This is a genomic window from Sphaerospermopsis torques-reginae ITEP-024 (assembly GCF_019598945.1).
Lineage (GTDB): Bacteria > Cyanobacteriota > Cyanobacteriia > Cyanobacteriales > Nostocaceae > Sphaerospermopsis.
This window is the reverse complement of sequence record NZ_CP080598.1, coordinates 111,650-124,811: the sequence shown is the minus strand read 5'-3', so window position 1 is coordinate 124,811 and position 13,162 is coordinate 111,650. Positions and strand designations below refer to the sequence as shown.

General features: G+C 37.7%; 12 protein-coding genes. 6 read left to right on the top strand and 6 right to left on the bottom strand.

The features are described 5' to 3' along the window. Positions 1–22: 22 nt before the first annotated feature. On the top strand, positions 23–418 hold the full coding sequence (gene arsC, locus K2F26_RS00375; RefSeq protein WP_220609920.1) for an arsenate reductase, glutathione/glutaredoxin type: 396 nt from the start codon (positions 23–25) through the stop codon (positions 416–418). Positions 419–460: 42 nt separating this feature from the next. On the opposite strand, the gene K2F26_RS00370 is transcribed toward arsC, so the two are convergent. Beyond that, positions 461–1,285, bottom strand: a complete 825-nt coding sequence (locus K2F26_RS00370; protein ID WP_220609919.1) for an Rpn family recombination-promoting nuclease/putative transposase — start codon at positions 1,283–1,285, stop codon at positions 461–463. Between the two features lie 575 nt (positions 1,286–1,860). On the opposite strand from K2F26_RS00370, the gene dnaK reads away from it, so the two are divergent. Continuing rightward, complete coding sequence (gene dnaK, locus K2F26_RS00365) at positions 1,861–3,771, top strand: molecular chaperone DnaK (RefSeq protein WP_194056077.1); 1,911 nt, start codon at positions 1,861–1,863, stop codon at positions 3,769–3,771. Between the two features lie 80 nt (positions 3,772–3,851). Here dnaK and dusB read toward each other — a convergent pair whose 3' ends face one another. The 3 genes from dusB to rppA all read right to left on the bottom strand — a co-directional run bounded on the left by dusB (position 3,852) and on the right by rppA (position 6,541). After that, positions 3,852–4,904, bottom strand: a complete 1,053-nt coding sequence (gene dusB, locus K2F26_RS00360) for a tRNA dihydrouridine synthase DusB (RefSeq protein ID WP_220609918.1) — start codon at positions 4,902–4,904, stop codon at positions 3,852–3,854. 132 nt (positions 4,905–5,036) lie between these two features. Continuing rightward, positions 5,037–5,624: an Hpt domain-containing protein gene (locus K2F26_RS00355; RefSeq protein WP_437441064.1), complete on the bottom strand. Its 588-nt coding sequence runs from the start codon at positions 5,622–5,624 to the stop codon at positions 5,037–5,039. A gap of 224 nt (positions 5,625–5,848) precedes the next feature. Then, positions 5,849–6,541 (bottom strand): two-component system response regulator RppA, encoded by a 693-nt coding sequence (gene rppA / locus K2F26_RS00350; RefSeq protein WP_220611718.1) that lies wholly within the window; start codon positions 6,539–6,541, stop codon positions 5,849–5,851. 56 nt (positions 6,542–6,597) lie between these two features. On the opposite strand from rppA, the gene hisG reads away from it, so the two are divergent. Beyond that, positions 6,598–7,230 carry an ATP phosphoribosyltransferase gene (gene hisG, locus K2F26_RS00345; RefSeq protein WP_194056065.1) on the top strand — a complete coding sequence of 211 codons (633 nt, stop codon included), beginning with the start codon at positions 6,598–6,600 and terminating at the stop codon, positions 7,228–7,230. 611 nt (positions 7,231–7,841) lie between these two features. On the opposite strand, the gene K2F26_RS00340 is transcribed toward hisG, so the two are convergent. Then, positions 7,842–8,279 (bottom strand): Fur family transcriptional regulator, encoded by a 438-nt coding sequence (locus K2F26_RS00340; RefSeq protein WP_220609916.1) that lies wholly within the window; start codon positions 8,277–8,279, stop codon positions 7,842–7,844. Between the two features lie 188 nt (positions 8,280–8,467). Between K2F26_RS00340 and K2F26_RS00335 the strand changes: the two genes are divergently transcribed. From K2F26_RS00335 to K2F26_RS00325, 3 genes are all read left to right on the top strand, one after another. Then, a complete protein-coding gene (locus K2F26_RS00335; RefSeq protein WP_220609915.1) occupies positions 8,468–9,001 on the top strand; it encodes a peroxiredoxin in 534 nt (177 codons plus the stop codon). Positions 9,002–9,127: 126 nt separating this feature from the next. After that, a complete protein-coding gene (gene gor / locus K2F26_RS00330) occupies positions 9,128–10,480 on the top strand; it encodes a glutathione-disulfide reductase (RefSeq protein WP_220609914.1) in 1,353 nt (450 codons plus the stop codon). A gap of 76 nt (positions 10,481–10,556) precedes the next feature. Further along, positions 10,557–12,437 carry an ABC transporter ATP-binding protein gene (locus K2F26_RS00325; protein WP_220609913.1) on the top strand — a complete coding sequence of 627 codons (1,881 nt, stop codon included), beginning with the start codon at positions 10,557–10,559 and terminating at the stop codon, positions 12,435–12,437. Positions 12,438–12,520: 83 nt separating this feature from the next. On the opposite strand, the gene K2F26_RS00320 is transcribed toward K2F26_RS00325, so the two are convergent. After that, the gene (locus tag K2F26_RS00320) at positions 12,521–13,030 is read right to left on the bottom strand and encodes an ureidoglycolate lyase (RefSeq protein ID WP_220609912.1); all 510 of its coding nucleotides are present in this window, start codon (positions 13,028–13,030) and stop codon (positions 12,521–12,523) included. Between the last annotated feature and the right edge of the window lie 132 nt (positions 13,031–13,162).

Below are 13,162 nucleotides of genomic sequence, written 5' to 3'. Positions count from 1 at the left end.
AGAAAACTGACTTCTTAGCATCATGAAAAAAATCATGTTTATCTGTAAACATAACTCCCGTCGTTCCCAAATGGCGGAAGGTTTTGCTAAGGTTTTAGGAGAAGGAAAAATAGAAGTTTATAGTTCTGGTTTAGCAGCAAGTGAAGTTGATCCGATTACTGTACAAGTAATGTCAGAAATAGGCATTGATATTAGTAATCAAACTTCTAAAGCGTTAAATAATTTCCACACAGAAGATTTTGATGCAGTGATTTCTTTATGTGGTTGTGGGGTAAATTTACCCCAGGAATGGTTATTAAGAAATGTGTTTGCAGATTGGCAATTAGATGATCCTCAAGGTGAAAATATTGATACTTTTCGGCGTATCAGAGATGAGGTGAAAGAAAGGGTAATTAAATTAATTGCAGATTTGAATTAATGTAGGGGCAAACCCCCCGTGGTTGCCCCTATTCCCTATTCCCTATTCCCTATTCCCTTCAGCAATTTTTTGTACAGTGTCAACTGTTAAATTTAAAGCCTGGGCGATTTGTTCCACCGTTAATTTTAAAGCTAATAATCTGGGAACAGCTTCTAATTTTGCTTCCAAACTCCCTTCTTCTCTTCCTTCTTCTCTTCCTTCTTCACGTCCTTCTTCACGTCCTTCTTGATAAACCTTTGTTTGTTTCAAATCACTTAGACTAAACATAGCTTCAATCTCCTTTCTACTCATTCTAGGAAACTTGTAAACCAAGATAGTTTCTAATAATTCTAACAACTGTTGTTGTTTGTCATTATTGATTTCTTGCTTGGTTCTGTTGATTAACTCTTTACCTGTGGTAATTGCTTTGTTTTCATCTTCGATAATTAATTTTATCGTAGCAATACCAATGGGTAAAGATGCACTTTCACCCAGTTCATCTAGATAAATTCGGCTGACACGCTGACTGGTGAAAAATTCACTGTAATGTTGGGTATCTGCTGTATCTAAACTGCGACTGGGATAAATAACAACCCCCCTCCAAGAATTTTGAGGTTGATATTGCCGTAGGTATAAAAAAACTTCCGAGAATAGACGGTAATAAATTTTTTCGTCGTCTTGAAACTGCACTTCCAAAAAATAAATCGGGTTTTGTGCATCTTGATCTGTTATTGGTAGAAAAACCCCATCTATGCGAAAAGCTGTTTGCTTAATTTCCACAGATGAGAATTTATAGGCCGCTGCGGTTTGCGGTTGGTTGCCAATTAACTCAAAAAATATACTCGGAAACTCTTGAAAAAGTCGGTAAAATATGCTGTCAGTTTTCACTTTGGATAATTCAAAAATTTTACTTTTGCTAAGTAACTCAACCTGAAAAAACGTAATATCCATATACCCGACTTCTTTAAGAAGTCAGGTATATGTCCACTTTATAGACTTCTATTTTACTTTTAATTATGTTGACCTACTTGTTGCTGATTTACCATCATTATTTATTCTTTCCCCAATCACCAATCACCAGTCACCAATCACCATTATCCCATCTTGACGGCAAATACGACTTATAAATTACGGTTCACCCCAATTCCTTAACGTATTAATTCTCATACATTATTCAGAGTAACAGCAGTTCAATCCATGAACCAACTAAAAACAACCTTTAAAATAAACCGTCCCATCCAAGGTTCGGGAAACCACCCTTCATGGACTGGCTACACAAGTTCAGTATATATATCAGCGTAATTTGCGGTTTTCACCCCAGACTAGCGCAACCATGCTGGACTGACTGCTTATTTTCAATCAGTTGGTTCAAAAGGTTCAAACATAATGTTCAAATATAAGGTTCAAACATTTAGTCCTTTATAATCCCATTCATTTGTAGTTATACGGAAGCAGCACCCAAAATGGCAAAAGTAGTAGGAATTGACTTAGGTACAACTAACTCTTGCGTAGCAGTGATGGAAGGTGGTAAACCCACTGTAATTGCTAACGCTGAAGGTTTTAGAACCACTCCATCTGTTGTGGCGTTTGCGAAAAATGGTGATAATTTAGTAGGTCAAATCGCTAAACGTCAAGCGGTGATGAACCCCGAAAATACTTTTTATTCTGTAAAACGCTTTATCGGTCGCCGTTTTGACGAAGTTACTAACGAAGCTACAGAAGTTTCTTATAAAGTTCTCAGCAGCAGTGGTAACGTTAAACTAGATTCTCCCGGTGCTGGTAAACAGTTTGCACCAGAAGAAATTTCTGCTAAGGTTCTCCGTAAACTGGTAGAAGACGCTAGTAAATATCTGGGTGAAACCGTTACCCAAGCAGTTATTACCGTTCCTGCATACTTTAACGACTCCCAACGTCAAGCAACCAAAGACGCTGGTAAAATCGCTGGTATTGAAGTATTACGGATTATCAACGAACCTACCGCCGCTTCTCTAGCTTATGGTTTTGATAAAAAGAGCAACGAAACCATCCTCGTATTTGACCTTGGTGGTGGTACATTCGACGTATCTGTATTAGAAGTTGGTGATGGTGTATTTGAAGTATTAGCAACCTCTGGTGATACCCACCTTGGTGGTGACGACTTCGATAAAAAAATAGTTGACTTCTTAGCAGAACAATTCAAAAAAGCAGAAGGTATTGACCTCCGCAAAGATAAACAAGCTTTACAACGTCTGACTGAAGCTGCGGAAAAAGCCAAAATTGAACTTTCTAGTGTTACCCAAGCGGAAATTAACCTTCCCTTCATCACTGCTACTCAGGATGGTCCAAAACACCTAGATACTACTTTAACTCGTGCAACTTTTGAAGAACTTTGTTCTGATTTAATTGACCGTTGTCGTATCCCTGTAGAAAATGCTCTCAGAGATGCCAAGTTAAATAAGAGCAATATTGATGAAGTTGTCTTAGTTGGTGGTTCTACCCGTATTCCCGCAGTTCAGGAAGTAGTTAAAAAGGTTCTAGGTAAAGACCCTAACCAAAGCGTGAACCCTGATGAAGTGGTAGCTGTGGGTGCTGCTATTCAAGCGGGTGTACTTGCTGGTGATGTGACTGGTATCTTGTTGTTAGACGTAACTCCTCTATCCTTGGGTGTGGAAACCTTGGGTGGAGTAATGACCAAGATTATTCCTCGTAACACAACAATTCCTACCAAAAAATCTGAGGTATTCTCCACTGCGGTTGATGGTCAAACTAATGTAGAAATTCATGTTCTGCAAGGTGAACGGGAATTTGCTAACGATAACAAGAGTTTGGGAACTTTCCGTTTAGATGGTATTCCTCCTGCTCCTCGTGGTGTTCCTCAAATTGAAGTTACCTTTGACATTGACGCTAACGGTATCCTGAACGTTACAGCGAAAGATAAGGGAACTGGTAAGGAACAGTCAATTAGTATTACTGGTGCTTCCACTTTGGATAAAAATGATGTGGAACGCATGGTACAGGAAGCTGAACGTAACGCCTCTGCGGACAAAGAACGTCGTGAGAAGATTGAACGTAAAAACCAAGCTGACTCCTTAGCTTACCAAGCTGAAAAGCAATTGGAAGAATTAGGTGATAAAGTTCCTGAAGCTGATAAAACCAAGGTTCAAGGTTTGGTGAAAGATTTGCGGGAAGCAGTAGCGAAGGAAGATGATGAGCAAATTCAAAAACTCACACCAGAATTGCAACAAGCATTATTTGCAGTAGGTAGCAACATCTATCAACAAGCTGGTGGTGGTGCTGCTCCTGGTGCTGAAGGTCCCGGTGCTGGTGGTGGTTCTACTCCTCCTTCCGGTGGTGGTGATGATGTAATTGATGCTGATTTTACTGAGAGTAAGTAAGCGGTGATTGGTGATTGGTGACAGGTGACAGTAAGAAAGTTATTCCCCCTGCTCCCTGCTCCCCTGCTTTCTCAGATATTTCAAACTACTGCGAAGTTTGCTGGTTCTTCCTCTGGTTCATAACCGGAGGAAAGTTTTTCTATTGCTTTGTCAATTAAATCTAAACCTTGCTGCACGGTTTCTACTAAGCTTAACTGTCCGCGCAAGTCTGCTGCACCCGTGAAACCTTTAGCATACCAGGTCATGTGTTTACGAGCTTGACGGACTCCGCGATCGCCTTTATATTCCCATAAAGCATAAAGATGTTCTCTGGCACATTCTAAACGTTGAATAGGAGTTGGTGCTGGTAATAATTCCCCAGTCTTTAAGAAATGGTCAACTTCACCGACTAAAAACGGATAACCTAAAGTACCGCGAGAACACATCACCCCATCTGCACCGGTTTCTTCTAAACATCTTACCGCCGCTTCAACTGAGAAAATATCCCCATTTCCAATTACAGGAATAGATAAGATTTCTTTTACCTTGGCTATCCATTCCCAACGGGCGTTACCATTGTAACCTTGGGCGCGGGTTCTACCATGTACTGTAATCATTTTTGCCCCTGCATCTTCCATTCTTTTAGCAAAATCAAGAATGGTAATTTCTTTATCATTCCAACCGATGCGGGTTTTCACAGTTACGGGAACATCAACCGCTTTGACAACTTCCCTCACAATAGCTTCAGCTACTTCTGGTTGTCGCAACAAAGAAGAACCACCACCATTTTTAGTGATTTTATTCACTGGACAACCCATATTAATATCAACAGTATCCGCACCTTCTTCTACTGCTTTTATTGCTGCTTCTGCTAAAAAATCGGGACGACAATCAAATAATTGAATACTAATAGGGCGTTCGTTGGGGTCTACCTCCATAATTTTTGGTAGTTGTTTAACATAATGTAACCCCGTAGCGTTGACCATTTCTGTATACATCATTGATTCTGGTGCATAACGACGCACTAAACGCCGAAATACCAAATCTGTCACCCCGGATAATGGTGATTGTAACACCCGGCTTTTAACTTCAAATGAGCCGATTTTTAAAGGTTGGGAAAGTCGAGCTTGAAGAGTGGGGGACAGTGAAAGCATAAGAATAATTCAATAAATTCAATCAATTAAATTAAGTAGAATGACTAGAAACAAAGTACATACAGAAAAGTTAAGTAGCTTCAAAACGTCTTCGATCCTGCCTTTTGCCTTTTGCCTCTTGCCTCTTGCCTATTACTTACATTCTAGCTGTAAAGCTGCTTCAACTCTTTGATATTCTGTCATTGCTTTGGATAATTTTGATGGGGCTTCTGCTAAGTTTTTATTACGACCAGAATCTTCTAAATCTTTACAAAATTGAGATAAAGTCTTAGCACCGACAATAGCACTACTAGATTTGAGAGCATGAGCTTCTAACTGTAGTGTTTTTGCATCTCCTTGAGTAATAGCATCCTGAATCGACTGCAAACGCTGAGGCGTATCTTCTAAATAACATTGTATTATTTCTATAAATTGTTCTGAGTCATTATTGCAAATAATGTCTTTCAGTTCTTCTAAAGCGGAAGCATCAAATATATTATTAGACATATTTTCAAAAATTTCAGTATTATTCACACCTTGTTTTTGACAATTACTTAAAGCGTTTGTTAAATCATCAATTCTAATTGGTTTTGTAGTGTAGTCATTCATCCCCGCTTCCAGGCATTTTTCCCGATCTCCTTGCATAGCATTAGCAGTCATGGCAATAATCCAAGGACGAGAAGATATTGGCCATTCCTGACAAATTTGCCGAGTTGCTGTCAATCCATCCATTTCTGGCATTTGTAAATCCTCTCGCATTTAAAGTGGATGTTTGAGTGGTTTATTCGACACACTACCTTTGATTTTGCCACTCTTCAGATGTACGGAATCTGTTCAAAATTCAAATAGGAGTCCTATAGATAAAGATAAGTTTGTACATTAATTTATCCAAAATATTTATTTTGATATAGAAAAATATACCAAATTAGTAATTATGACAAGAAAAATTATGGTTAAGTTTTGTATTATTCGATCACCGTAGATCCGAAACGATACCCTTTACCGTAAACGGTGTGAATTAGTGCAGATTCTTCACCTATCTCAATCTTACGACGTAACAGGCGAATTAAGGCAGCAATGACATTACTTTCTGGTTGTTCGCCATCTGTCCACAGATGTTGCATAATTTGGCTGTGTGTCAGTAACTGTCCTGAATTTTCCATAAAATATTTGAGTAGCTGGCTTTCTTTTTGCGATAGCTCAATTATTCTCCCTTGACGATAGGCTATCTGATTTTCTACATCCAGTTCTAAATCAGCTACTACTAAGCGTCCGACTGTGGTACTGTAAGCATCAAAACCAGAACGACGTAACAAAGCACGGACTCTTGCTAGTAACTCCCGCAGTTCAAAGGGTTTAACTAAATAATCATCTGCACCTGCATCTAAACCTTGCACCCGATCATCTAAGGTATCTTTAGCGGTGAGAAATAGTACAGCGGTAGTTTTACCTTGAGTGCGTAATTCTTGACAAATTTCTAAGCCTGTTTTTCCTGGCAACATCCAATCTAAAATTAATAAGTCATAGGTTTTAGTTTGTGCCAGTTGTCTGCCACTTGTGCCATCATAAGTAGCATCCACTGTATAACCTTCACGAGTTAAGATGCGACTCAAGGGATCTGTGAGTTCGACTTCATCATCAACTAATAAAATTCTCATGCTGCTAGTAGTAGTCATATAATAAACCGCAAAGACAAAGATATCAAAAAAAAATAATGCTGACTGTCGCACTACCAAAAGGGGAATTACTTAAAAATAGCATCCGCTTGCTGCAATCTGCGGGATTGGACTTTAGTGGTTTTTTAGATGCTGGAAACCGCCAACTACAAATTCCTGATGCTAGTGGACAAGCTAAAGGGCTGTTAGTACGAGCGCAAGATGTACCTGTTTATGTGGAATATGGTCAGGCGCAATTGGGTATTGTGGGTTATGATGTGCTACGAGAGAAAAAACCGCAGGTTGGACAATTAGTTGATTTGCAATTTGGTTATTGTCGGATGTCTGTGGCGGTAAAAGCTTCTAGTTCTTACAAATCTCCTTTAGATTTACCTGCTCATGGTCGAGTTGCTTCTAAATATGTTAATTGTGCGCGGGAGTATTTTCAAAGTTTAGATTTGCCTGTAGAAATAGTTCCTTTATATGGTTCGGTGGAACTAGGACCGATTACGGGTATGTCTGAAGCTATTGTTGATATAGTTTCTACAGGACGAACTTTGCGGGAAAATGGTTTAGTGGAAATTGCGACTTTGTATGAAAGTACAGCGAGGTTAATTGTCCATCCTTTGAGCTATCGTTTGAATATGGGTGATTTACACAAAGTGGTGGAACAGCTAAGAGTTAATAATTGATAATTGATAATTGATAATTGACAATTGTTTGATTCAAGGCTTCCGCCGTGAGCGTCAGCCGATAGCGTAGCGTGGCGTTAGCCATACGGTTTAAAACCTCCCCTTTCCAGGGGAAAAAGCTAAAAATTCCGCTTTTTCAATCCTCTTCCTTTCAGGGAGAGGTAATTATCAATTGCTCTGATGCTAACTGTTCAATGATTGAATTTAGAGCAGTATTTGATGATGTCGAAATTTATTTAAATTTATAGCTCTACCGTACTTGTTATGCTAATTTAACAACTGGTTCGAGGGAACTCTTAACGGGGAACAGGGAACGTAGTGATCCCTGAACTTCATAAACTTAATATCCCCTGAAATGTATATCTTAGGAGTGATTGACTTAATCTGTTGCTTGTGAGAATCATCAATATGCGGTCGTGATAGCAGTGGCAGTAATTTTGTGATGGAAATCACAGTTTTAGTCATTAGTCATTGGTCATTAGTCATTAGTTATGATGGTTGTAGCCATTGAGATGAGGACATGATTAGTCCTGAAAATCTAAGAATAACAAAGGTCTTACTCTTGCCTGCTACTAACCTTCTGTCACCTGTCACCTGTCACCTGTCACCTGTCACCTGTCACCTGTCACCTCATCATTACAGCGATCGCATACTCCCTGAACTGTAACCTCGTAGGTTTTTCCCTGCAAACCAGGACGGAGATTTTTTAGCTCGATACATTGAAATGTATCCCAAGCTATATCTTCAATAGCACCGCAGGACTGACAGCAAAAGTGATGATGGGGTTGAACATTAGCATCATAACGAGATACCCCCTCTTGTAATAAAACTTCCCTGACAAGTCCCACTTCTCTGAGTGCTTGCAGAGAACTATAGATAGTGGCCTGGGATGAAACTGGAAAATCTTTATTTAAATCAGTTAATAACTGCTCAACAGTTGGGTGATCTGTGCGAGATAACAAATTTGCATAGACCGCAAACCGCTGAGGTGTCACCCGCAAACCCTTGGATTTTAAGGTTTGAATAATTGCGTTTGCTTCTTCCTGCATAACTATTGCCGTATTTATAGAGATTTAACCCTAATTATAGTTTAGCACATTAATGAATTAATAGTATATGTTACTCTTTCTCAAAATTAAGTATTTATAACTATTGAACTTTTATTAAATCAGAATTATTCTGAGATAGAGACAAAAAGCAAACACAATTTCACACATCAAAACATCAAGAGGTCAACATGGCTGTAATCGAAACTGTTCCTAACGTTGTTTTTAAAACCCGTGTTCGTGATGAGTCCATTGGTGGACCCAACCCCTTCCGTTGGCAAGATCGCACCACTGAAGAACTGTTTGCTGGTAAGCGTGTAGTAGTATTCTCATTACCTGGTGCGTTTACTCCCACTTGTTCCACCTCCCACCTACCCCGCTACGAAGCACTCTATAACGAATTTAAAGCTTTGGGAGTTGATGAAATAATTTGTATATCTGTAAATGATGCCTTTGTGATGTTCCAATGGGGTAAACAACAAGGTGCGAACAATGTTTTCTTGTTACCCGATGGCAATGGCGAATTTACTCGTAAAATGGGAATGTTAGTAGATAAAGCTAACTTAGGTTTTGGAATGCGGTCTTGGCGCTACTCAATGGTAGTAAATGACCGTAAAATTGAAAAAATGTTTGTTGAGCCTGGTTACAGCGATAATTGTCCTACCGATCCTTTTGAAGTGTCAGATGCAGACACCATGTTAAATTACCTCAAAAGTGTGAAATAGTTGATTGGTAATTGGTGATTGGTGATTGGTGATTGGTAAAAATAACTAATAACTAATGACTAATCACTAATAACTAATGACTAATAACTAAAATCTAAAATCTAAAATCCAAAATCTAAAATTGATATGACCTACGAATTTGACTTATTTGTAATTGGTGCTGGTTCTGGTGGTATTGCGACTGCAAGAAGGGCTGCGGAATATGGTGCGAAAGTAGGAATTGCCGAGTTTGATAGACTGGGTGGAACTTGTGTAAACCGTGGTTGTGTGCCTAAAAAACTCATGGTTTATGCTTCTCATTTTCCCGAATTATTTACTGATGCTGTAGGCTATGGTTGGAGTGCTGTTAAAAGTTCTCTAGATTGGGAAAAGATGATTACCGCAGTTAATAATGAGGTAGATCGTCTGAATGGAATTTATCAAAGAATGCTGGATAATTCCCAAGTTGAGATTTTACAAGGATATGGAAAATTAGTTGATAATCATACAATTGTAGTAGGTGAAAGAACAGTTACAGCAGATAAAATATTAATTGCTGTGGGTGGAAAGCCAACAAAACCGGATATTCCTGGAATTGAAAATGCTATTACATCTGATGAGATTTTTCACCTGAAAACACAACCAAAAAGAATGGTAATTTTAGGTGGTGGTTATATTGGTTCAGAATTTGCTTGTATCATGAATGGACTGGGAACAGAAGTTACTCAGATCACTCGTGCGGATATGATTTTGCGTGGGTTTGATGATGATTTGCGAAGTGAAATTCAACAAGGAATGATCAACCACGGGGTAAAAATTCTCAATCATACTCAAATAATTGGCTTTGAAAAAGACGCAGAAGGAATCAAAGTCAAAGTTCGCAAAGATGGCGAGTCTGAGGATACTGTTGTTGTGGATGCGGTGAGTTTAGCAGCGTTAGGAAGAAAACCAAATACTCAAAACTTGGGTTTAGAAAATACTAAGATTCAACTGAAAAATGGGGCAATTGTAGTTGATAAATATAGCCGCACAGATGAAGAAAATATTTATGCGGTGGGAGATTGTACGGATAATATTAATTTAACACCTGTGGCAATTAATGAAGGTAGAGCTTTTGCTGATACGGTGTTTCGTGGTAAGTCTCGCACCATGAGTTATGAAAATGTGCCTACTGCTATTTTTACCACACCAGAAGCGGCTACAGTGGGTTTAACTGAAGCCGAAGCGCGAGAAAAATATGGTGATACAGTAAAAATTTATCGCTCTCGTTTCCGTCCCATGTACTATACTTTAGCGGGTAAAGAAGAAAAAACTATGATGAAATTAGTGGTTGATCAAAATACTGATAAGGTATTAGGGGCGCACATGGTAGGTACAAATGCGGCGGAAATTATTCAAGGAGTGGCGATCGCCATTAAAATGGGTGCAACCAAAGCTAACTTTGATGCTACAGTCGGTATTCATCCGAGTTCAGCAGAAGAGTTTGTTACCATGAGATAATGTCAGTTGTCAGTTATCACTGATAACTGATAATTGATAATTGATAATTGATAGCTGATAGCTGATAATTGATAACATGAGCATCTATCCAAATAAAAAGAAATCTCCAGAAAAATCCCGCCAAAATCAAAATGACTGGCGGTTATTTTTGCGTTTATTACCTTATGGTCGCCGTAGCGTGGGTTTATTAGCAGTATCAATGTTTTTGCTCATACCTCTTGGTATTGCTAACTCTGTTCAACCGTTATTAATTGGACAAGCAATATCTTTAATTCGTCAAGAACCCAGTGTTTATGAATTTATCAAAAATCGTTCTTTATATGAAGGTTTAACTATCATTCAAGGATTATTCTTGATTACAATTATTATCAAGTTATTGCTTACAGGATATCAGGGTTATTTAGTACAGAAATTAGGACAGAAAATAACAGCAGAAATTCGTAAAGACTTATTTCATCATGTGACATCATTAGCAGTTAAATATTTTGATCGCACACCTGTAGGTAAACTAATTACTAGAATAACCAGCGATGTTGAAAGTTTAGGAGATGTCTTTGCTACTGGTGCTGTCGGCATTTTTGCTGATTTATTTTCTATGTTGCTAATTATTGGTTTTATGTTTTCTATCCAATGGCAACTAGCGATTCTATTACTACTAATATTGTTACCAATTTCCTGGTTAATTATTTACTTTCAAAAACAATATCGTCAAGCCAACTATAAAACTAGAGAAGAACTATCAAAACTCAATTCCCAACTGCAAGAAAATATTGTTGGTGTAAATGTAGTACAGTTATTTCGCAGAGAAAAATTTAACGCAGAATTATTTAGAGAGACTAATAAAAAATATGTCGCAGAAGTTGATACTAGCATTTGGTATGATTCTTCTGTTTCCGCTACTTTAGAATGGGTTAGTTTAATTGCTATTGCTGGTGTATTGTGGGTAGGTAGTTTATTAATTTTACGGGATAATCTAAGCTTTGGTATTTTATCTGCATTTGTTTTATATGGGCAAAAATTATTTTTTCCTCTGCAAAACTTTGCTGAGAAATTTACAACTATTCAATCTGGTTTTACTGCTATTGAAAGAGTTGTTAATTTGTTAGATGAACCCATAGAAATCAAAGATAAAAGCAATCCCCGATTCTCAATTTTAGATAATCAATTTGGTTATATAGATGAGATAATTAGAGATTTAGAATTACAGAATTTTACCAAATCACCTGAACTGGGAGAAATTAGATTTGAAAATGTTTGGTTTGCTTATAAAGATGATGATTATGTCATTAAAAATTTAGATTTTATCATTCATCCAGGGGAAAAAATCGCTTTAGTCGGACCCACAGGGGCGGGTAAAAGTTCAATTATCCGGCTGTTATGTCGGCTTTATGAACCCACAAAAGGACGTATTTTGATTGATGGTATTGATATTCGGGAAATACCACAAGCAGAACTGCGGCGTTATATGGCGGTAATTTTGCAAGAGGCTTTTTTGTTTGCTGGTGATGTAAAAAGTAATATTACTTTAGGGGATAGTTACACCTTTGAAGAAATTGAACAAGCAGCACAAAAAACGAATGTTGCTGATTTTATTCACCAATTACCTCAAGGATATGATACCCAATTAAGAGAAAGAGGAACAAATATTTCTAGTGGAGAAAAACAGCTTTTAGCCTTTGCGCGGGCTGCTATTCGTAACCCGCAAATTTTGGTATTAGATGAAGCTACAGCTAATTTAGATGTGGGAACAGAAGCGTTAATTCAACAAGCATTAAATCAACTTTTAATCAAACGCACGGCAATTATTATTGCTCACCGTTTGTCAACTATTAGGAATGTAGACCGAATTTTTGTATTGAAGCGGGGAGAATTAATTGAACAAGGAAATCATGAACAATTAATAGCCCAAGGTGGACTTTATTCAACTTTGCATAATTTACAAATGTTGGGAACATAGATGGTAATTGATAATTGATAATTGACAATTTAAGAAGAAAAGAGAAAATTTTTTCTACTGAGGAAATTGTCAATTATCCATTGTTAATTGTCCATTGTTGAAACAATTTCAAATTCTAACTGATGACTTTTGAGAAAATCATGGGTGAAATGATCTACTACATTCGTATCACTTAATTCTAAATTATAAAAGTCTACAAACTGATGCTCAAAATATGGTCCAGCGTGCCAAGTTCCTACTTCTAATTTAATAAAACAATTTCCCGGAATCCGAAAAGCGGCGAGTTTTTCTAATATAGGTTCATTAATTTCATTCTTGGGTGGACAAACTGCCATAAACCAGTCTTTTCCTTCTAAAGAACCTAAACATTGAGTACATTGGGCATGACGGGTAATTTTATGAAACTTTGTTCCTTTATTATGCAAACGCATGATATAAAAACGCGGAATACCGTTTTGTAAGTTTAATTGTGCGTCTTCGGAATCGAAACTTTTACCATCTTTACTTGCACATATTACCTGTCCATAGGGTTGGAAGTTTTCTGGTGTGATCAATTCTGCTTTTAATTGTTTTAATGTTGAAGATGTAGTCATAAAAAATCCTGCAAAAATCCTATTTATGCTATATAAATTCTAGTTTATTTTATGTGAGTGAAGTACACTATGGGCGGGCAGGATACCCACCCCACAAGATTGATAATATATTGGTAAATAATATTAACAGTT